The 22191-nt window shown below is 47.3% G+C and carries 10 protein-coding genes and 2 pseudogenes; 10 read left to right on the top strand and 2 right to left on the bottom strand.

Features of this window, described 5'->3' with window-relative positions:
- Window positions 1-65 precede the first annotated feature (65 nt).
- Genes WH43_RS02085 through WH43_RS02075 form a run of 3 tightly spaced genes read left to right on the top strand, consistent with a single transcriptional unit; the run spans window position 66 to window position 7438 of the window.
- A complete protein-coding gene (locus WH43_RS02085) occupies window positions 66-1283 on the top strand; it encodes an MdtA/MuxA family multidrug efflux RND transporter periplasmic adaptor subunit (protein WP_053423004.1) in 1218 nt (405 codons plus the stop codon).
- Complete coding sequence (locus WH43_RS02080; protein WP_286049401.1) at window positions 1284-4376, top strand: multidrug efflux RND transporter permease subunit; 3093 nt, start codon at window positions 1284-1286, stop codon at window positions 4374-4376.
- The gene (locus WH43_RS02075) at window positions 4373-7438 is read left to right on the top strand and encodes an efflux RND transporter permease subunit (RefSeq protein ID WP_053423002.1); all 3066 of its coding nucleotides are present in this window, start codon (window positions 4373-4375) and stop codon (window positions 7436-7438) included. Before WH43_RS02080 ends, WH43_RS02075 begins: the two co-directional genes overlap by 4 nt.
- A gap of 356 nt (window positions 7439-7794) precedes the next feature.
- On the opposite strand, the gene WH43_RS02070 is transcribed toward WH43_RS02075, so the two are convergent.
- A complete protein-coding gene (locus tag WH43_RS02070; protein WP_053423001.1) occupies window positions 7795-9015 on the bottom strand; it encodes a sugar MFS transporter in 1221 nt (406 codons plus the stop codon).
- Between the two features lie 25 nt (window positions 9016-9040).
- Window positions 9041-11587, bottom strand: a complete 2547-nt coding sequence (locus WH43_RS02065; RefSeq protein WP_053423000.1) for a glycoside hydrolase family 3 protein — start codon at window positions 11585-11587, stop codon at window positions 9041-9043.
- 651 nt (window positions 11588-12238) lie between these two features.
- On the opposite strand from WH43_RS02065, the gene WH43_RS02055 reads away from it, so the two are divergent.
- From WH43_RS02055 to WH43_RS02025, 7 genes and pseudogenes are all read left to right on the top strand, one after another.
- Entirely contained in the window at window positions 12239-15073 is a 2835-nt protein-coding gene (locus tag WH43_RS02055; RefSeq protein WP_286049400.1) for a TonB-dependent receptor, read from the top strand.
- 183 nt (window positions 15074-15256) lie between these two features.
- Window positions 15257-15981: pseudogene (locus WH43_RS21035) on the top strand (SapC family protein).
- A 13-nt stretch (window positions 15982-15994) separates the two neighbouring features.
- Entirely contained in the window at window positions 15995-17017 is a 1023-nt protein-coding gene (locus tag WH43_RS02045; RefSeq protein WP_053422998.1) for a cupin-like domain-containing protein, read from the top strand.
- A gap of 44 nt (window positions 17018-17061) precedes the next feature.
- Complete coding sequence (locus tag WH43_RS02040; RefSeq protein WP_053422997.1) at window positions 17062-18555, top strand: tryptophan halogenase family protein; 1494 nt, start codon at window positions 17062-17064, stop codon at window positions 18553-18555.
- Window positions 18515-19276, top strand: a complete 762-nt coding sequence (locus tag WH43_RS02035; RefSeq protein ID WP_286049398.1) for a DUF6445 family protein — start codon at window positions 18515-18517, stop codon at window positions 19274-19276. The genes WH43_RS02040 and WH43_RS02035 overlap by 41 nt, the downstream gene beginning before the upstream one ends.
- A 74-nt stretch (window positions 19277-19350) precedes the next feature.
- Window positions 19351-20744 (top strand): annotated as a pseudogene (locus WH43_RS02030) (GH1 family beta-glucosidase).
- A gap of 51 nt (window positions 20745-20795) precedes the next feature.
- Window positions 20796-22127 carry a glycoside-pentoside-hexuronide (GPH):cation symporter gene (locus WH43_RS02025; RefSeq protein WP_053422995.1) on the top strand — a complete coding sequence of 444 codons (1332 nt, stop codon included), beginning with the start codon at window positions 20796-20798 and terminating at the stop codon, window positions 22125-22127.
- Window positions 22128-22191: the final 64 nt, after the last annotated feature.

Below are 22191 nucleotides of genomic sequence, written 5' to 3'. Positions count from 1 at the left end.
TTCGCGGCTGAATTAGAGTAAGCCCGTTTTTACTGAACTTAATTTTTGTTACAGGGATTTATCTTATGTCTTTGCTGAAAAAGCCTGTTGTTTTAGCTGTTAGTCTGGCTGTTGCTGCTGCCGCTCTGTATTGGTTTTGGCCAAGTGCTGAACCTGCTGGGGCAGGACAAGCTGCTGCAGGCAAACCTGGCCCGGGACAACGACCAGCGGGGCAAAGACCTGGAGGAGCACGTCCTGCGATGGCCAATAATCCCTGGGCTATGCCAGTTCCTGTGCGGGTAATTGAAGCGGGTTCTACCGATTTAAAAGTGCAGATTAAAGCCATAGGTACAGTAACGCCATTGAACTCTGTTCTGGTGCAAAGTCGGGTTTCCGGTCCTTTACAGCAAGTATTCTTCGAAGAAGGTCAGAAAGTTGAAGCTGGTCAGTTGTTAGCTCAGATTGATCCGGCCGATTACAAAGTAGAGTTGGCTCAGGCGCAGGGTCAGAAAGAACAAAATATAGCGCTGCTGAAAAGTGCGGAACAGGACCTGGAGCGTTTTGCCAAACTCAAAGAGCAAAATACGATAGCAGCACAACAAATGAACGCGCAGCAAGCTCTAGTCAGTCAGCTCAAAGGTGCTATTAAGTCGAATCAGGCTGCTATTGATGCCGCTGCTTTGCAGTTGTCTTATACCCAAATTAAAGCTCCTATCAGTGGCCGTTTAGGTTTGCGAGCTGTCGACCCAGGTAATTTAATTCAGGCTAATAGTGCCGAAGGTTTGGTCACTATTACTCAAAGCTCACCTATAGCTGTAGTTTTTACTATTCCTGAAACTCAGTTGCAGCAAGTTCGCAGTGCCTTTCGTGCAGGCTCTGCCTTATCGGTGGAGGCTTGGGACAGAGCTGAACAAATGCAGCTGACCAGCGGTACCTTAACCACCTTAGATAACCAGATTGATATAGCCACAGGCACTTTGAAGCTCAAAGCTGAATTTGCTAATCAGAACGAAGAGTTATTCCCGAATCAGTTTGTCAATGTGCGCTTGAATGTGGCAGTACAAAGTGGCGCTGTCACTATTCCACAGGATGCTGTGCAATACGGTGCCCAAGGGACTTATGTTTATATGATCGATGACAACAACAAAGCGCAAATCCGTTTGTTGAAATTAGGTGCTGTCGATAACGGCTTAGTGGCGGTGGAAGAAGGCTTAAAAGCCGGGGATAAAGTGGTACTGGAAGGCTTAGATCGTTTAAGACCAGACCGCGAAGTTGAGGTGATCCAGGACGCGCCTAAGGGGTAAATGATGAACCTGTCCAAGCCTTTTATTTTACGCCCTGTTGCCACTTCGTTATTAATGTTGGCGATTTTAATCGCTGGCCTTTTAAGCTGGCGTTTGCTGCCTGTGGCTGCCTTGCCTCAGGTGGATTACCCTATCATTCAAGTGTTTAGCTTTAACCCTGGTGCGAGCCCAGACATTATGGCGCGCACTGTCACAGCGCCTTTGGAGCGGCGTTTAGGCCAGATACCAGGTCTGAAACAAATGTCGTCCAATAGCTCGGCCGGTGCTTCGGTTATTACGTTGCAGTTTGCCTTAGTGGTGGATATGGGGGTGGCCGAGCAGGAGGTTCAAGCCGCTATTAATACAGCCTCCTCCTTGTTACCAAGCGACTTACCTACGCCTCCGGTCTATCGCAAAGTAAACCCGGCCGATGCACCTATTCTGACCTTAGCTGTCAGCTCCGACACGCTGCCTTTGCCTGCTGTCTACGACTTAGTGGATACCCGTATGGCACAGAAGCTGGCTCAGCTGACTGGCGTGGGTATGGTCAGCCTGGCCGGTGGTCAGCGCCCTGCCATTCGCGTCAAAGCTAATCCGGCTGCTCTGGCCAGCCTGGATTTAAGTGTCGAAAGTCTGCGAAGTGCTATCAGCGCAGCCAATACCAATCAGCCCAAAGGCAGTTTTGATGGTGCCTTTCGCTCCACTATGCTGGAAGCCAATGACCAAATTCGCAGTATCGACGAATACGAAGAGTTAATTATTGCCTACCGTGAAGGCGCACCTGTGCGCTTAAAAGACGTGGCAAAAATTGAAAATGGTGCTGAAGACAGGTTTCTCGCTGCATGGGCTAACCAAAAAGCTGCGGTGCTGGTCAATATTCAGCGCCAGCCCGGTGCCAATGTGATTGATGTGGCCGACAGAGTACAGGAATTATTACCGCAACTGACGGCCACTATGCCTGCCGCTGTGAAAGTAGAAGTCTTAACGGACCGGACTCACAGTATTCGTGCTTCAGTGCGGGATGTACAAAAAGAGCTGGTGTTCGCCATAGTGCTGGTGGTGTTAGTGACGTTTGCCTTCCTGCGCACTATTCCGGCCACTATTATCCCTAGTCTGGCCGTGCCTTTATCTTTGATTGGTACCTTTGCTGTGATGGTGTTGCTGGATTTCTCCGTCAATAACCTGACTTTAATGGCCTTGACCATAGCCACAGGTTTTGTGGTGGATGACGCTATCGTTATGCTGGAAAACGTCGCAAGGCACCGTGAAGAAGGGGCTTCGCCAATGGAAGCGGCACTGAAAGGTGCCAAAGAAATTGGTTTTACGCTGATATCCCTGACCTTTTCGCTGATCGCTGTGCTTATTCCTCTGCTTTTTATGGCGGATGTAGTAGGGCGTTTATTCTTTGAGTTTGCTGTCACTTTGGCTGTGGCAATCCTGATTTCTCTGGTGGTATCTTTAACGCTCACCCCTATGCTGTGCGCGCGTTTATTAACTACGCTGCCAGAGCATCATGATCAAAATGGCTTGATGGACCGCATTATTGCCTCTTATGGCCGTGGTTTACAGTGGGTATTACGTCACCAAACTTTAGCCATGTTCAGTATGTTGGCGACAGTGGCTTTAACTGCGCTGTTGTATCTGGCGGTGCCGAAAGGCTTTTTCCCGGTGCAGGACAGTGGCGTTATACAGGTGGTGACTGAAGCGCCACAGGATATTTCTTTTCAGGCGATGGCATCGCGCCAGCAGGAACTGGCGGAAAATATTTTGCAGCATCCATCGGTCAGCAGTTTATCGTCTTTTATCGGCGTTGATGGCAGCAATACCAGCATTAATAGTGGCCGAATTCAGATCAACCTGAAACAACATGGCGAACGTGATTTGTCGGCTGTGGAAGTCATTCGCGAGCTGGAGCAGCAAGTGCAGGCCGTACCTGGCATTAAAGGCTGGTTCCAGCCGGTGCAGGAACTGAGTATTGAAGACCGTGTTAGTCGCACTCAATACCAGTTCAGCTTAACCACACCGGATCAGGATGTATTGAACCAGTGGTTGCCCGTTTTAGTGGAAGCCTTGCAACAACGACCTGAATTGTCCGAAGTGGCACATGACCTGCAACAACAGGGCTTGCAGGCCTATATCGATATTGACCGCACTGCAGCAGCACGTTTAGGTATTAATGTGTCGCAAATCAGTACTGTGCTGCAAAGTGCTTATAGCCAGCGCCAGATCACCACCTTATTTACTCAGGCTAATCAGTACCGGGTGATTCTGGAGGTAGACCCGGATCAGATCAATGGTGTGGATGCGCTGAATAAGCTTTATATCAGCACTAGCTCAGGTACGCCTGTGCCGCTGTCTGCTGTGGCGAAAGTGACACAACGACCTGCCAAGTTATTGATTAACCATCAGGGCCAGTTCCCTTCTGTCACTTTGTCTTTTAACCTGGCTGAAGGTTATTCGCTGGGTGAGGCTGTAGCAGCCATCGAAGAAGTACAGCAGCAATTGCAATTACCAGCTGAAATGGAACTGACCTTTCAGGGTGCTGCTGAAGCGTTCAGAGCCTCTTTGAGTAATACGCTCTGGCTGGTGCTGGCGGCAGTAATCACTATGTATATAGTGCTGGGTATTTTGTATGAAAGCTTAATTCATCCGGTCACCATATTGTCGACTTTACCTTCAGCTACTGTCGGTGCCTTATTGGCGCTGCTGATCGCAGGTCAGCCTTTGGATTTGATCGCAGTGATCGGCATAGTGCTGCTGATAGGTTTAGTGAAGAAAAACGGCATTATGATGGTCGACTTTGCACTGGAAGCGCAGCGCCATCAGGGCTTGTCGCCGACTGAAGCTATTTATCAGGCGGCTTTAATGCGGTTCCGGCCTATTTTAATGACGACTTTAGCTGCACTGTTTGGTGCTATCCCATTGTTACTCGCCAGCGGCTCAGGTGCTGAATTGCGCCAGCCTTTAGGCTTGGTGATGGTCGGTGGTTTGCTGGTCAGCCAGGTGTTGACACTTTTTACCACGCCAGTGGTCTATCTGTGGTTTGACCGTCATTTTAGTAGCAAAGAAGGTCGTCAAGAACACTTACCTGAAGCTGAGGCAAAAGCGCTATGAATTTAGCTAAGCCCTTTATTCAGCGCCCTGTCGCCAGTGGTTTAATTGCCACAGCGATTTTGTTGCTCGGTATGTTGTGCTGGCGTTTGTTACCGGTATCCCCTTTGCCTGCGGTCGATTTCCCAATGATAGTGGTCACCGCCAGTTTACCTGGTGCCAGCCCAGAAAGTATGGCGGCCACTGTGGCCACGCCGCTGGAGCGGGCTTTGGGCAGTATCGCCGGCATTAACCGCATCAGTTCCAGCAGCAATCAGGGTTCTGCACAAATACGGCTGGAATTTGATTTAGATCGTAATGTCGACGAAGCAGCCCGTGAAGTACAGGCCGCTATTAATGCGGCCCGCAGTCAGTTGCCATCCGGTATGCCAGGCAATCCAAGTTATCGTAAATTCAACCCGTCACAGGCCCCTGTGATGGCGCTGGCGTTGAGCTCAGAGCACTTGGCCTCCAGTGCTTTATATGATGCTGCCTCTACCGTATTGGCGCAAAAACTGGCTGCTATTACTGGCGTAGGTCAGGTTGAAGTGACTGGTGCTTCTTTGCCTGCGGTGCGGGTGCAATTAAACCCTGGTATGTTGACACAATACGGTGTGGCATTGGATGAGGTGCGCAGTGCGATCAGTGGCGCTAACGCCGCCGTGCCTCTGGGTGTATTGGAGAGCAGCGATCAGCGCTGGCAGTTGGCGACCAGCCAGACGTTGCGGCAGGCGTCGGACTATCAGAATTTAGTCGTGAAATACGTCAATGGTGCGCCTATCCGCTTGTCGGATGTGGCATTAGTCACTGACTCAACAGAAAACCGCTACAGCGCAGGTTTTCATAACGATAAAAATGCGGTGATTTTACTGATCAGTCGCCGCACCGGCGCCAATATAGTGGAAACCATAGACGCTATTTACCAGCAAATGCCGCTACTGCAAGCTTTGGTACCAGCTGGCGCGGATTTAGCTGTAGTGATGGACCGCAGCCCGGTGATCCGCGCGACCTTAACGGAAGCGCAAATCAGCTTATTGATTGCTGTGGCTCTGGTGGTGCTGGTGGTCTGGGCTTTTTTAGGCAGCCTGCGCAGTGCCTTGATCCCAAGTCTGGCCATTCCTGTGTCTTTGGTTGGCTCTTTTACCGTGATGTATCTCTGTGATTTTTCGCTGAATAATTTGTCGGTGATGGCGCTGATTGTCGCCACAGGTTTAGTGGTGGATGACGCTATTGTCGTAGTCGAAAATATAAAACGTCATATAGAAAGGGGATTAACGCCTTTGCAAGCAGCGCGACAAGGCGCGTCTGAAGTTGGTTTTACTTTGTTGGCGATGAACCTGGCGTTAGTGGTGATTTTCCTGTCAATTTTGTTTATGGGCGGCTTGGTCGAGCGTTTATTCCGGGAGTTTTCCATCACGCTGGCTGCTGCTATGACTATCAGTCTGGTGATTTCGCTGACCTTAACGCCAAGTCTGTCTGCCCTGCTGTTGAAAAGCAAAAAGCCTGGCGAGACAAAGATCGGCGGCTTTGAGAAGTTTCAGCAGAAATATCACCAGAGCGTGAGCTGGAGCTTAAGCCATTACCGCTGGTTGCTGGCCGCTTTAGTCTTGTTATTCGCTGCTAATGCCTGGTTATACACCAAAGTGCCTACAGGGTTACTGCCGGATCAGGATACTGGCCAGCTGAATGGTTTTGTGCGTGGTGATGATGGGTTTTCCTTTCAAATTATGCAGCCAAAAATTGAAGCCTTCCGTCAGCATTTATTAAAAGATCCGGCCATCGCTGATGTGACGGGTTCCAGCGGTGGCGATATGGGCATTAGTAACAGCTGGATGCGGGTAAGGTTAAAACCTCTGGCGGAGCGCAAAATATCAGCTCAGCAAGTGGTCGATCGTATTCGCGCTACAGCCCCGAAAGTTCCGGGTGGCATGGTGTTCTTAAATGTCGATCAGGATATCCGCTTGTCATCGCCCTTTGGCCGCAGTGATTATGAGCTGTTGATGCTCTCCGGTGATTTGCAGCTGTTGCGTAAATGGAGCAAACAAGTCGCGGAAAAAATGCAGGAACTACCGGAGCTGGTGGATGTGGATACGCCAAGCGGCGAAGATGCACAACAAGTTTCATTGACGATAGACCGTGAAGCTGCACAGCGTTTAGGTGTGGATATGCGCACTATTGCTACTTTGCTGAATAACTCTTTCTCCCAGCGGCAGGTGGCGACTTTATATGATGAGATGAACCAATACCGTGTGGTGATGGAACTGACACCAGGTTATACCGCTCAGCCTGAAGTATTAAAGCAACTGCAGCTGGTGACGGCCGACGGTAACAGAGTGCCTTTATCCAGTATTGCCAGTTATCAGTACAGTCTGGCCAATGACCGTATCCGCCGCGATGGCCAGTTTGCCTCTGTCGGTATAGGGTATGGCCTGGCACCTGGTGTTACTTTGCAGCAGGCCTCCGCTGCCATTGACCAGGTATTAGCGCGGGCCATGGTGCCCAGTGGTATTCACACCATCAATGGGGAAGATCAGCGTAATGCCATGTTTAAAACTGGCGATCAGTTGTGGTTGATTATTGGCGTGATCTTTACTGTGTACCTGCTGCTTGGGGTGTTGTATGAAAGCACTATTCAGCCGATCACTATCTTATCGACTTTACCTTGCGCTGGTTTGGGCGCTTTGCTAGCGCTTTATGTCAGCAACACCGACTTTAACCTGATTGCTTTGTTGGGGCTGTTTTTGCTGATTGGTATAGTGATGAAAAACGCCATTTTACTGGTCGATTTTGCCTTACATGCCGAACGGGATCTGGGATTATCACCCCAAGAGGCGGTCGCTTTGGCGGCAGCACAACGTTTGCGACCTATCTTAATGACCAACTTTGCGGCTTTGTTAGGCGCTGTGCCCTTGCTATTTGGTATGGGCGAAGGTTCAGAACTACGTCAGCCTTTAGGTATCACTATAGTGGGCGGTTTGTTGGTTAGTCAGCTGCTGACGTTGTACAGCACTCCAGCTGTGTATCTGGCCTTAAGCAAATTCCGTCGGGCTAAGCCGGTAGATGTAGTGTTGAATACAGCGAAGTAAAAGGTAAAAAAAGGCTAAGGTTTAGCTCAGCCTTAAAGGATGAATACTCATCCGGCACCAGGAATGTTTAGCTTGCCTAGAATACAAAATCGTCGGGAACGATTTTCACTCACATCATCCCTGATGTTCGCCTACGGCAGCTGAAGCTGCGAAAAACGGCTGTCCTGCCGTTTTTTGAACATCGGAGCGAAGCGACGATGGCCCGTCAGGGCGAAGCCGGATAAAACATTGCCAACAGTTTGGCAATGTCCGGATGAGCGCCAGTGGCTCTGTCCACTGGCCGGTTGAGGCCACGGATGGCGCGAATAAAATAGGCAAGGCCAACCGGGAATACGCGCCTTGCCCCGGCTTGCGCCTTAACCTGTCACCTTGCGACTGCGTAAACCGAAGTAGCAGATGTAGATGTAACAAAAGATCGGCAGAATAAAAGACAAAGCCAGACCAAAAGTATCTGCCAGCTTGCCTTGAGCTAAAGGTACTAAAGCTCCGCCTACTATAGCCAGACACAATAAACCTGCCCCCTGACTGGTGTATTTACCTAAACCATGTAAAGCCAGACTAAAAATAGTTGGGAACATAATGGAGTTAGCGATACCGACGAGTAGTAGCGCAAATAAAGCCAGTTGCCCTTGACCTGTAATCACCAGTACCAGCAATAACATGGCTGCAGCAGCGTGAATGGCCAGCAATAAACCAGCATTCATGCGCTGCATCAACAAAGCACCAACAAAACGGCCGACCATGGCGCCACCCCAATACCAGGCGACATAGTGTGCCGCGTCAGCTTCTGCCAGTCCTGTAATTTCAGGCAAGGCAATAAAGTTGACCATCACTGAACCTATAGCGACCTCAGCGCCCACGTACATAAAAATACCTAAAGCACCCAGCCACAAATGGGTAAAAGGCAGCAGCTTTTTAATGGATATTTTTTCCGCAGCAGTCGCATTTTCGACCACAGGTAAATTCAAACGGGAAAAAATAAAAGCGACGGCAAACAAGGCGATAGTCAGTATCAGATACGGCAGTTGCACAGCGTCTGCGCCTTCAGTGCTATCGAGTTGACTCAGGATTAAAGCAGCGCCAATCAATGGAGCCACAGTAGTGCCTAAGGAGTTAAAAGCTTGCGTCATGGTCAGACGGCTGGAAGCCGTTTTTGGATTGCCCAGCACCGTGACATAAGGGTTAGCCGCGACCTGCAAAATGGTGATACCGGAGGCCAGCACAAACAATGCCGCTAAAAACCAGGGGTAGCTATGAAAGCTGGCGGCCGGAATAAAGTTTAAAGTGCCAAAGCCTGCAATAGCTAAGCCTATCACTATGCCTTTTTGATAGCCCAGTCGGTTAATCAGAGCTCCAGCAGGTAATGACACTACAAAATAAGCGCCAAAAAAGCAGAATTGGATCAACATGGCCTGGGTGTAAGTCAGGTCAAACACTGCTTTTAAATGTGGAATTAAAATGTCATTCAGACAAGTAATAAAACCCCAGATAAAAAATAGAAACGTCAGAGTAGGTAAAGCCCAACTGCTGACAGGGGTGCCGGAGCTCTGTATTTCGGCCTGTGAAATGGATTGCATAATAATCAGTTCCTGTTTAAGTAGATTAAGTTGCAGGGCAACTTAAATCGGCCGTTGCTGTGGCTGGCGTCAGGCGAATGTTAGAAATACTCAGCTGATAAGCGGCCTCGCTATGCAACACAAAAGGTTGCTGCAGATGATTCAGCGCTGCGCCTTTGGCGGCAAAACACCCTAAATCAATCACCACTTTATGCCATTGACCAGCGGCTTTACTGCCGATAAGTTCAGCTAAATTCAAAGTACCCCCACAACCTGAGCCACAAGACTGGGCTAAAGTGACTGCTGCTGTGGGTGCTGCATTCCATTTCATATCGACCACCAACTGACCATAACCACTGGCATCCAGCGGTACAGCTGCTTGCAGTACCAGTTTGGCTTTCGAATTGGCAGCCCAGTCCAAGAGTAAAGCGTCTTCCTGTTTTTGCCAGTTCACTGCGGCTAAGTTCAGGCTTTGGTCGGCACTTTTAGCTTTGTTACCTGTGACAGTAACCACAGCTGTTTCATCCTGCAAAATCAGGCTGTAGCCAGAAGCAGGACGGCGTTCAAATAAACTTAAGCTGTCATTACTAACACTCTGAGCACTGTTGATTTGCTCGGACAAATCATTGGCAATGGTGGTGTTATCCTGATAAGTCAGGCCATAACCCAAAGCAAAGAGTGGCTCGTAATTGCTCTCACCCTGATTGAGCGGGGTTTGATCTGCCGTTTTTGGCCAGGAGAAAGGCAGTTTGCCTTTAAAGTCATAGTGCACTTCACCGGCTGCAGTTTTAAATAATACCTCTGCCACGGCTTGACCCGCGGAACCAGGCAACCAGGCGGCGACAAAAGCATCAGACTGATTCAGTTCAGGATTTACCCATAAAGGCCGACCCGTTAAAAACACAGTCACTACCGGAATACCATCGGCTTTAAGTTTTTTCAGTAGTTCCAGATCGGTGTTTTTACCCGCCTGATAATCCAGTGTTTTGATATCGCCATCAAATTCGGCGTATGGGTTTTCACCTATGACAACAATAGCAACGTCAGGTTTTTGTTGGTAAGAGCCATCAGCACTGAGCTCGACAGTGCCTTGCGCCGCTTCGACTTGCTGTTGTATGCCTGAGTAAATAGAACGGCCATTCGGGAAGTCTGCGTTGACATTACCTGTGCCTTGCCAGGTTAAAGTCCAGCCACCACTTTGTTTGCCGATATTGTCTGCACCATCGCCTGTCACCAGTACTTTTTGTTTTGGAGCTAAGGGCAGTAATTGGTTATTGTTTTTCAGTAGAACCAAAGATTCACGCACAGCTTGGGCTGCAATGGCCTGATGATCAGCATGACCAATCAGTTCTGCTTTGCCCGCCAGTTCAGACTGAGCTGGGTTACCTTTTTCAAATAAACCAGCGCGGATTTTGACTCTTAAAATACGACTGACGGCATCATCTAAACGCGCTGCTGATATTTCACCTGCTTTGGCCTGAGCCAGAGTGTTGGTATAAAGCGCTTTACCATCTTCCGGTGCCATTAAAATATCAACACCAGCGTTAATAGCTGCGGCACAGCTAGTGTTAGTACAGCCAGGCAGCTGACCATGGCCGTTCCAGTCGCCGACCACTAAACCATCAAAACCCAAGCGTTCTTTTAAAACAGTGGTGAGCAGGTAATGATTGCCATGCATTTTGTCGCCATGCCAGCTGTTAAAAGACGCCATCACAGTTTGCACACCTGCATTGAGGCTAGTGATATAACCCTGAGCATGCAGACGGACTAAATCGGCTTCGTTGCTGAGCGTATTGCCCTGATCTTTACCATTTTCAGTGCCACCATCACCCAAATAATGTTTGGCTGTAGCAATTAAACGGCCGCTTTGCATAAAGTCAGTACCGACATTGCCCTGAATACCTTTGACTAAAGCAGCGCCCAACTCTTTAACAATGGCCGGGTCTTCTGAATAACTTTCGTAGCTGCGGCCCCAGCGATCATCGCGGGCGACCGCTACTGTGGGCGCAAATATCCAATTAATACCTGTCGCAGCCACTTCAGTGGCTGTGGCTTTACCTAGGGCTTCGACTAACTCTGCATTGTTGGCTGCACCCAAACCTATATTGTGCGGAAATATAGTCGCGCCAATGACATTATTGTGGCCATGCACCGCATCCGTGCCCCAAATAGGAGGGATACTGCTGCCGTCTTTCGTTGCATCCACACCAGCGTCGTAATAAGCCTGAGCTAAAGCAACCCAGTCTGCTGCTGTAGAGTTTTTATTATCATTTGGATAGGCGCCGCCACCATTTAGATAAGAACCAAAACCATACTGGCGCATATCTTCTACTGTCATCCAGCGGATATCTGGTTGGATCAACTGAGCTACTTTTTGCTCAATCGTCATAGCAGACAGCAGTTGCTGCACCCTTTGCTCTGTGTCGTTGTTGATTAAAGGGCTTTTTAATTCAGGCCACAGACCCAGACTGTCAGGTGCAACTGCTTTCACCTCTGCCGCTTTCTCTGTGGTCGCATTTTGTGGGCCGCAACCAGACAAGGTTGTGATAAGGGCAGCACTGCACAATAACGCCAATCGAGTGTATCGAAACATAATGAGTATCCTGTTGAGCTCTGTCTGCCTTTGTGTCCGCTTTCGTCTGAAAGTCGGGTCTTTTCACTGTATCAGCAGAGTTTTTATCGGCGGGGTTGGCAGGCAGATCAGCGGTTTATGTGCGCAAAGGCATACAAAAGTTCTGATGGGTGCTTGATATTCTGTCCCCGTGTCCTCCGGGGCTTATGATGAAGCTCCGGCATACAAATCTATGATTTGCTTATTCTTATTTTTATACGCTTTGTATTTTTCCTGTCGTGAAGACTGAAAATACACAGTTTCTTCAGGAGTAATGCAATTGTAAGCGGTTTCATTTTTAGCTGATAAAGTCGTTATTGCCAACTGTTTTTTAACCAAATTGTAAGATTTAGTTTTTCTGTATTGACGAGTTAAAAAAAATCACCTAACTTTGTGAAAGCGCTTACAGTTAGTTTTGGGGAGTAAAAAACTACCTGTCCTGCGTGAACTGAATTTCGTAGCAAGTAAAAAACCAAAAACAGTCGACAGGGAACTACACATGAAATCCAAAACGTTCAAAAAGACCAGACTCGCCACCAGTCTGTCGTTAGTGCTTGGCGTGGGCGTTGTTATGCCAGCTTCGCGGATGACGCGCAGGAACAGAACGCACAAAAAGCCGAAGAAAAAATTGAAGTGATCAGCGTCACCGGTATTCGCGGTAGTCTGATTAAATCTATGGACACCAAACGTTCTTCCACTGGTATTGTGGATGCCATTTCAGCCGAAGATATAGGTAAATTTCCAGATACTAACCTGGCAGAATCGCTGCAGCGTATTAGCGGTGTGTCTATTGACCGTGTCAACGGCGAAGGTAGTAAAGTATCAGTCCGTGGTTTTGGTCCGGACCAAAACTTAGTGACCTTGAATGGTCGTCAAATGCCTGTGACTACGGGTTCACGTTCTTTTGATTTCGCCAATATTTCTGCCGACACCATCAGTGGTGTTGAAGTCAACAAAACCAGTTTTGCCTCCAATCCGACGGGTGGTATAGGTTCGGTTATTGATGTACAAACCTTAAAACCTTTAAGTGCTGGCGGCGAAAAAGCGGTATTCAGTGCTGCTATGGTCGATGACAGATCGACAGAAGAAGGCAGCGCAACTCCTGAGTTAGCAGGTTTGTATTCCACTACTTTTAATGATGATAAGTTTGGTGTGTTAGTGTCCGCCAGCTATCAGGAGCGTGAAAGTGGTAGCCAGCAAGCCAACGTAGGTACAGGCTGGCGTAGTTTTCCTGGCTCTGTCGATATCACTTCCGGTGAGTGGGGTGCTGTTCCAGTAGGTAACCAAGAGAACCGCCCTGGTGCTGATGATGTGTACTCTGTACCACAAACGACTATTTATAAATTTGAAGAACAGCAACGTGCCCGTACCAATGGTCAGTTAGTGTTGCAATATGCACCGACAGATACTCTGACGGCCAGCGTTGACTACACTTACATGCGCAATGATATCGACACTCAGTACAATGACGTGTCTGCCTGGTATACCTATGTGCCTTCACGGAGTGTCTGGACCGATGGCCCTATCTCTTCACCATTAATTTATTCTGAGGAATATGCTACTCCTGCAGATTTATCTATGGGTGCTGGCGATTATGGTGTTCGGAACGAAAGTGGCTCTTTAGGCCTGAATCTGGAATGGCAAGCTACTGATAACTTAAAACTGAGTTTTGATGCGCACAAATCTGACGCTGAATTCAAACCAAACCATGTGTTGGGCTCAAGCAACACCTTAAGCACAGCGGCTTTTATTCGTCAAAGTGCTGCAACAGATTTTACCGGAGATATTCCACTGCTAGCTGTTGAAGGTGGTAACTCAGTTCGTCCATCAGATATGGTGGTGACAGGTAGCGTATTTGGTAACTCTACCAACAAATCTGAAATTGATCAGTACCAGTTTGATGGTGAGTATATTTTTGAAAATAGTAATAGCAGCATCGATTTTGGTATTGCACTGACGAACGTAGACAACCATTCAAAATCAGTCAACGTGCAACGTAACGACTGGGGTGGTGTAGGTCAGGCAGGTGATTTCGATGATTCCTTCTTCCCGGCTGGCACTATCCATGACAAGTTCAACGGCAGTAAAGGCGATTTCTCCTTAATGCCAGATCGTGATTTTGAAGTGCTGAATACTATTTTCTTCTGGGACTTCAATACGGTTCGCGCTCGTGCCGAAGAGTTATATACTCCGGCTGGTTTCGTCGGTGCTGGTGATTGTGGTACTAACTTCTGCCCTTCGACCGATTACGATAGTGACGTAAACCGTTATACCAAAGAAGAATCACAGTCTGCTTATGTGCAGTACAACTACGAAAATGAAATCTCGGGTATGCCGTATGATCTTCATGTAGGCGTGCGTTATGAAACCACAGATGTAACTTCAACTTCTGCTGTTGCTGCATACAATGGTGCGCGTTGGGTAGCTGACACCGAAGTCGTTTTGCAAGCCAGCGGTCAGCGCGAGTTCCAGACGAAAACGGGTGATTACGACTACGTCTTACCTAGCATGAATTTCAATATCGAAGTCATCGATGATGTGATGTTACGTGCAGCCTATAGTGAAACTATAGGTCGTCCTGATTATGTCTCGATTCAGGGCGGTACAGTAGTGTCCACTATAGCGAACCGTGCTGGTGGTGGTGGTAATGCAGGTAACCCAAGCCTGTTGCCTTTAGAGTCGAAAAATATTGACTTGTCGGCAGAATGGTACTATTCACCAGCTAGTTACGTTTCCGTTGGTTACTTCCGCAAGGATACCAGTAACTTTATTAGTAACACTATTGTTGAGTCCTCTATCTACAGTATTCCAAACCCTGTAGATGGTAAAAAATACGATGAAGCAGTAGCTGCTGTAGGGAATGACGCTGGAGCTATTCGTAACTGGATTTTTGCTAACTACCCGAATGCACCAGGTGTAGATGTTGCTAACCGCACCATAGACGGTGTGGCTGGTGAAGATGAAATTTTACTGTTCAAAATTGATACTCCTTCGAACGGCTCTGATTCTGATGTTATTGACGGCTGGGAGTTCGCGGTACAACACGCCTTTGGTGAAACTGGTTTTGGCGCTATTGCTAACTACACCATGGTTGATAGCGAAAGGTCTTATAACAATTTCCTGTTACAGGATCAGCCAGCTGTGATTGGTTTAAGTGACACCGCTAACGCTATTTTGTTCTATGAAATGGATGGTTTCCAGGCTCGTATCGCTTATAACTGGCGAGATGAGTTCCTGAACTCTAAAGGACAGGATACTGGTGCTCATCCTAAATATACTGAGGCCTACCATCAAATTGATATGTCGGTCAGCTATGACTTACCGCAAGTCGAGGGTTTGACTATTTTTGTTGAGGCCTTAAACGTCACTGATGAGCATATCCGTGTTCACGGTCGTGCCACCGAGCAAGTGTTAAGTTTGGTTGAATCAGGTGCCCGTTATAGTCTGGGTGCGCGTTACAGCTTCTAAGCTGATCCAGGGCCATAAGGATATGGCCCATTCTGTTCCGGCATTTTCAGCCTGGGTTGGGAATGCCATTTCTTCATTTTTTCTATAGCTTCGTACTTAAACAAAAAACCAGTAGCTTTCGTATCCAGCGACAGGTTTAATCAAACTATAACTAAAAATAGACGGTAAAGGTCGGGATATAGCATGAGTAAAAATGTTTTATTAAACAGCGTTGAACACAGAGACCTGAAAGTGATCACGACCAGAGGCGCACACTATGGTGATGCAGTCTGGTTTACTGTCACTTTTCCCAAAGAATTTCGCACTGTTCAGGCGCACTACCCGATTTTTTTTCACAAAGATAGCAACAGCAATCAGTTTTTCGCTGTGACTTTGTTTGGTTTTCAGGATCAGGAAAATCTCTTTTTACAACAGGATAACTGGCGTGGTTGTTACATTCCTCTGATGCTCAGACGTCAGCCTTTTTTGATTGGCCAGCAATTGGTGCGTGAGGATGGAATCGAAACCACTCAACGAGTGATCCACATCGACCTAGATAACCCGCGCGTTAGCCAAACTGAAGGCGAAGCGCTGTTTTTACCTTTTGGTGGCAACAGCCTTATTTGGATGAAGTCGCAGTCATGCTGGAAACCATTCATCATGGCATGCTCGACAGCAAAACTTTTATTGATCTGTTGCTTGAGCATCAACTGCTGGAATCTTTTACTCTGGATTTAACCTTCAGCAATGGCCAGAAGCAGCAGTTGGCCGGTTTTTATACCATTCATGAGGACAACCTCGCGGCTTTATCGCCGGAGCTTTTAGCGCAGCTGCATCAAAAAGGTTATTTGCAGGCTATTTATATGGCTATTGCGTCGCAGGCCAATATCCGACATTTATTGCAGTTAAAGAATAAGCAGTTTGAGTAAGGTCTGACGAGCCATGCACAAGACAACGCCTTTAGTACAAGTAAAAACTCTGGAAGGATGCGATTTAGCTGATGCTCTGAGTTTAATAGCTAAGGCCTCTTCTCCTTTAATTTTCAAAGGCTTGTGTAAAGATTGGCCCTTGGTCAAGGCGGGTGTTATTTCCGCTTCGTCTGCAGCAGATTACCTTCGGCAGTTTTATCAGGGGATTCCTGTCAGTGCCTGTTACCTGGAGCCCGATCAGCAAGGCCGGGTGTTTTATAATCCAGAGCAAAATGGCTTTAATTACCAGGGCGGAAAAATAGACTTTAATCAGTTGCTGGACCGTCTTTTTGCGTTGAATAATCAAGCTCAAGTGCCCACCTATTATATGGGTTCAACCGAGATCAACCATTGGTTTCCGGGTTTGGCAGAACACAATACGCTACCCATGCCAGGCATCAGTCCATTAACCAGTGTTTGGCTTGGTAATCAATCCCGTATCGCTGCTCATTATGACTTTCCGCAAAATCTGGCCTGTAATGCGGTCGGACACCGTACTTTTACCTTATTTCCGCCAGAGCAAATCAGCAATTTATATCCTGGCCCTATGGAATTTGCGCCAGGTGGTCAGGATGTCAGTATGGTCGATTTTGCCGCGCCTGATTTTGAACGTTTCCCTAAATTTGCCGAAGCATTAAAACATGCACAGGTAGCCGAACTGGAACCCGGTGATGTGTTATTTATACCCAGCATGTGGTGGCACCATGTCGAGGCCTTGGACGCCTTTAATGTGCTGATCAGTCACTGGTGGCGCGATACTCCAGCCTATTTAGGCCGGCCTAACAATGCGCTGTCTATGGCAGTATTGAGCTTGCGTAGCTTGCCTAAAGCTCAGCGTCAGGCCTGGAAAGCTATATTTGATTACTACATTTTTGACCATGACGATGTTTCGCAGGAGCATATTCAGCCTGATGCTTTAAAGATGTTAACCAAGCCATTGGATGAGCTGAATGCACGCCAGATCCGGGCTGATTTATTAAATAAATTAAAACGCTGACAACCAACTAAAAATATAAAGACACCAATCAACAGGGTGAACAGATGAATAACCAACACAACAGAATCAAAAAGGTCGTGATTGCAGGCGGTGGCACCGCTGGCTGGATGACAGCGGCTGGCCTGACTAAATTACTGGGCAAAAACCTGGAAGTGGTTTTAGTAGAGTCCGACGATATTGGCACTGTGGGGGTCGGTGAAGCCACTATCCCCACTATGCATATCTTTCACCGCTTACTGAATATCAAAGAATCTGAAGTGATGGCGGCTACTAATGCCACTTTTAAGCTGGGTATTCAGTTTGAAAACTGGAAAAACCTGGGCGAAGACTATATTCACTCCTTTGGATTTTTAGGTAAAGACTGCTGGGCCTGTGGATTTCAGCATTTTTGGGTTAAAGCTAAACAAAAAGGTATAGCGACTGAAATAGGTGACTACTGTGTTGAGCATTTAGGCGCCCGTCAGGGCCGTTTTGCTGTGCTGCCGAATCAGGATCTGAACCACGCTTACCATATGGATGCGTCCTTATATGCCAAATTTCTGCGTCGTATGTCCGAGCAACATGGCATCAGACGCATTGAAGGTAAAATTCGTGAAGTACAGCAGCATATGGACGGCAATATTAGTGCGTTATTGCTGGAATCCGGTGAGCTGCTTGAGGGCGATTTGTTCATCGATTGCACTGGCTTCCGTGCTTTATTGATTGAGCAAACACTCAACACAGGTTTTGAAGACTGGAGCCACTGGTTGCCCTGTGATAGCGCTTATGCGGTACAAACCAAAACGACACAAGAGCCAGTGGCTTATACCCGAGCCATAGCCCGCCAAGCGGGTTGGCAATGGAAGATTCCGCTACAAAGCCGGGTGGGTAATGGCTTGGTATTCTGCAGCAAATTTATAACGGAAGCTGAAGCCAAACAAATGCTGGTGGATAATCTTGAAGGCGAAATGATGTTTGAGCCTCGGCTGATCAAATTTAAAACCGGAACACGCCGTCAGCACTGGAATAAAAACTGTGTCGCTATTGGTTTATCCAGTGGTTTCCTGGAGCCTTTAGAGTCGACCAGTATTCATTTGATCCAGCGTAGCATTATTCGTCTGCTGCAGATGTTTCCGTCCAACGGCATAAATTCTGCTGATGTGGCTGAGTTTAATCGCCAGACGAAGATCGAAATGGATAATATCCGCGACTTTATCATCCTGCACTATAAAGCCACGGAGCGCACAGATACTAAATTCTGGCGTTACTGCAAAGATATGGAAATCCCAGATACTCTTGCTCATCGGATGGAATTGTTTAAGCAATCCGGCAAAGTCTATAAGTTTGCACAGGAATTATTTGGCGAAAGCTCCTGGTTACAGGTGCTGATTGGTCAGGGCTTAATGCCAGAGCAGTACCATCCTATTGTCGATTTAATGCCGGATTCTGAACTGAATGATTTCCTGATGAGCATTAAACAGAATGTGAAACGCACTGTGAGTCAGTTCCCGACTCACCATGAGTTTATTCAGCATTATTGCAAGTCGTCTCTGGTCTGAAACAATGATGCAGGACGCGCTGAATTATCAGGTCAATAGCGCCATCCGGCCCGAAGTTATCTATCTCGGGCTGGAAAAAACGCCATTGATTATGATAGATAATTTTGCTCTGGACTTGTCTGGTTTACGCCAGCAGGCTCAGCACAGCGATTTTATGCGTGAGAGTCAAACCTATTACCCAGGGCAGCGTGCCGTATTGCCAAAAGCTTATGTGGCTGCCAGCTTAAATGCAGTGTATCAGCTCATTTACCAGGTGTATCAGGTACCTGAAACGCTTAGGTTAAAACCACAAATGCTGTTTTATGCGCTGATCACTCAGCCAGAAAACAGTCTGCATCCGCTGCAATGTATGCCGCATTTTGATACCAGCTCGACTTATTATTTTGCGCTGTTGCATTATCTGAATGACGGTCCTCATGGCAGTACAGGTTTTTTCCGGCATAAACCTACGGGTTTTGAACGCGTGACAGATCAAAGACGGCAGGACTATTTTCAGTCAGCGCAGCAGTTTATCGACCAGCATGGTGCGCCGCCGCAGCGTTATCAGGTGCAGAGCAATCAACATTATGAGCTGTATCACCAGATCCCTTATCAGGCAAACAGACTGATTATTTATCCCGGTAATCTGCTGCATTCGTCATTGGTAGATGTAGCTACTGACATCAATGGTTCGCCAGCCACCGGGCGTTTAACGGCCAATATGTTTATCGATTTCGTATAAAACCAAACCTTATAAACCCATAACACCAAGGAACTGAATATGGTCACGACAACACGAAAAATGAAAGCGATTACATGGCCAGTGTTGCGTTAATCAGACCACTTTTACCTTCCAATTTTAAAGATGAAAAGAAGATAACGATGAATTATGAATTGCCAAAAGGCTCAAGACTGCTGAACAAAGAATTTACTTATGGTGTAGCTACTTCATCTTTTCAGATTGAAGGTGGCATTGAAGATCGCTTGCCTTGTATCTGGGATACTTTTTGCGCTACACCGGGCAAAGTAAAAGATGGTTCAAACGGCGATTTAGCTTGTGATCACTATCATTTATGGCGTGACGATATCGCGCTGATAAGCTCCCTTGGTGTCGATGCTTATCGTTTATCTATTGCCTGGGCAAGGGTAATGAATAAAGACGGTAGCCTGAATCAGCGGGGCGTCGACTTTTACATCAACATTCTGGATGAGCTAAAAGCCAAAAATATTAAGTCTTTTGTCACCTTGTATCACTGGGATTTACCTCAGCATATTGAAGATCAGGGCGGCTGGCTGAATCGCAACACCGCTTATTTATTCCAGGATTATGCTGACAAGTTAAGTAAAGCCTTTGGTGACAGAGTTTATTCGTACGCGACCTTAAATGAACCGTTTTGCAGCTCGTATTTAGGTTATGAGGCTGGTATTCACGCGCCTGGTTTAACTAAAAAAGCCTTTGGCCGTCAGTCAGCACACCATTTATTGTTGGCTCATGGTCTGGCGATGCAGGTACTGCGGAAAAACAGTCCAAACAGCATGAACGGCATAGTGCTGAACTTCACCCCAGCTTATCCGCTAACCGACAGCCCTGCCGATCAAAGAGCAGCGCAGTTGGCTGACGACTACTTTAACCAGTGGTATATCAAGCCTGTATTTGATGGCGCTTACCCGGATTCTTTTGCTCTGCTGGCTGATGAAGACAAGCCAGTGATTGAGCCTGGTGACTTTGACATTATCAAAGCTCCTCTGGACTTTTTAGGCGTCAATTTCTACACCCGTACTGTGTATAAGGCCACTGAAGGCCGTGACTTTATTGAAGTCGATATGGCCGACGCGCCGAAAACAGATATTGGCTGGGAAATTTATCCACAGGCCTTTACCGATCTGTTAGTGTCTTTACATCAGAAATACAAACTACCTCCGGTGTATATTACCGAAAATGGTGCAGCGGCAGCCGATCAACTGCACAATGGCGCAGTGGATGATCAACTGCGTTTATCCTACTACCAGTCGCATCTGAATGCAGTGCATCAGGCGGTTGAGCAAGGTGTCGATATTCAGGCTATTTTGCCTGGAGTTTAATGGACAACTTTGAGTGGGCTGAAGGCTACTTAAAGCGTTTTGGTATCGTCTATGTCGACTACAACAGCCAGCAAAGAACTGTGAAAAACAGCGGTCTGGCTTACAAAAATTTAATCAGTAATCGTTAATTTATAAAAAAATAATAATTTCAAATCAACACTTTATAGGATGCGCCTGACATGGTTAGTGTAAAGGAGAAAATTGCTTACGGCCTTGGGGATACGGCAAGCAATATAGTGTTCCAGACCGTCATGTTGTTTCTGACGTTTTTTTATACCGATATCTACGGCATTTCGCCGGCTTTTGTCGGCACCATGTTTCTGGCTGTGCGTATTATCGACGCAGTGACAGATCCTATTATGGGCGCTCTTGCCGATCGCACCCAAAGCAGATACGGTAAGTTCCGTCCTTATTTACTGTGGTTTGCCTTACCTTTTGGCCTGATCAGCGTGCTGGCTTTTACCACACCAGACTTTGGTGAAGAAGGCAAAATGATCTACGCCTTCGTCACTTATACCCTGCTGATGCTGGTCTATACCGCTATTAATATTCCGTATTGTGCTTTAGGTGCTGTACTGACTGCCGATCCAAAAGAGCGAGTGTCGGTGCAGTCGTACCGTTTTGTTTTTGCCATGCTCGGTGGCCTGATGGTGACTGCTTTAACTTTGCCTTTAGTCGAGTTTTTTGGCCAGGGCGACAGGGCCAAAGGTTATCAACTGACTATTATGGCGATGAGTGTATTAGGTGTATTGATGTTTTTGGCCTGTTTTTACGGCACTAAAGAGCGCATCAATCCACCGAAAGAGGCAGTCAGCCGCAGCTATATGGATAACTTCCGTCAGTTGTGGAAAAACGATCAGTGGCGGGTGTTAGCGCTGGTGGCTTTGTGTCTGATGAGTGGTTATGTGCTGCGCACTACACTGGCTATTTATTATGTGAAGTATTATCTGGAAATGCCGGACAGCATCACCTTGTTTATCACTTTAGGTATGCTCGGCAGTATGGTCGGTTGTGTCATAGCTCAACCGCTGGCAAAACGATACTGCAAAGTAAAACTCTATATCGGCATTCAGGTTTTGGCGGCCGCCCTTTGTGCCAGCAGCTATTTTGTCGCGGCTGACAATGTGACTTTGGCTATTGGTTTGTATGTGTTGTGGAATCTGGTGTTTAACACCGGTACTCCACTGCTGTGGGCTAAAATGGCAGATACTGTAGATTATGGCCAGTGGCGTACCGGTATTCGCACTACCGGTATGGTGTATTCCTCCATTATTTTCTTTATCAAATTGGGTATAGCAGTAGGCGGTGCTTTAGGCGGCTGGTTACTGGCTGGCATCGGCTATCAGGCTGACGTGACTCAAACCGAAGAAACCAAAGCAGGGTTATTATTGGCTTTTAGTCTGTATCCGGCTATTGGTTCTTTAATTGTCGCTTTTGTGATGAGTGCTTATAAACTCAACACGCAAAAAGTTGATGAAATCACGTTGGAATTGAAGAGAGCTGCAGAGTAAAAGCTGATAGTATGACCAACTTGCAGAGCAATTCAGTTTTTGCTGAATTACTCTGCGGTTTCTG

Origin of the sequence: Rheinheimera sp. KL1 (assembly GCF_001275035.1) — a bacterium.
GTDB classification, from domain to species: Bacteria; Pseudomonadota; Gammaproteobacteria; order Enterobacterales; family Alteromonadaceae; genus Pararheinheimera; species Pararheinheimera tangshanensis.
This window is presented reverse-complemented; position numbering and strand designations above follow the sequence as displayed.

Bases quoted from the DNA above. Each gene is read 5' to 3' on its own strand.
- WH43_RS02085 (WP_053423004.1), top strand. From the start codon at position 66: ATGTCTTTGCTGAAAAAGCCTGTTGTTTTAGCTGTTAGTCTGGCTGTT.
- WH43_RS02080 (WP_286049401.1), top strand. From the start codon at position 1,284: ATGATGAACCTGTCCAAGCCTTTTATTTTACGCCCTGTTGCCACTTCG.
- WH43_RS02075 (WP_053423002.1), top strand. From the start codon at position 4,373: ATGAATTTAGCTAAGCCCTTTATTCAGCGCCCTGTCGCCAGTGGTTTA.
- WH43_RS02070 (WP_053423001.1), bottom strand. From the start codon at position 9,015: ATGCAATCCATTTCACAGGCCGAAATACAGAGCTCCGGCACCCCTGTC.
- WH43_RS02065 (WP_053423000.1), bottom strand. From the start codon at position 11,587: ATGTTTCGATACACTCGATTGGCGTTATTGTGCAGTGCTGCCCTTATC.
- WH43_RS02045 (WP_053422998.1), top strand. From the start codon at position 15,995: ATGCACAAGACAACGCCTTTAGTACAAGTAAAAACTCTGGAAGGATGC.
- WH43_RS02040 (WP_053422997.1), top strand. From the start codon at position 17,062: ATGAATAACCAACACAACAGAATCAAAAAGGTCGTGATTGCAGGCGGT.
- WH43_RS02035 (WP_286049398.1), top strand. From the start codon at position 18,515: ATGAGTTTATTCAGCATTATTGCAAGTCGTCTCTGGTCTGAAACAATG.
- WH43_RS02025 (WP_053422995.1), top strand. From the start codon at position 20,796: ATGGTTAGTGTAAAGGAGAAAATTGCTTACGGCCTTGGGGATACGGCA.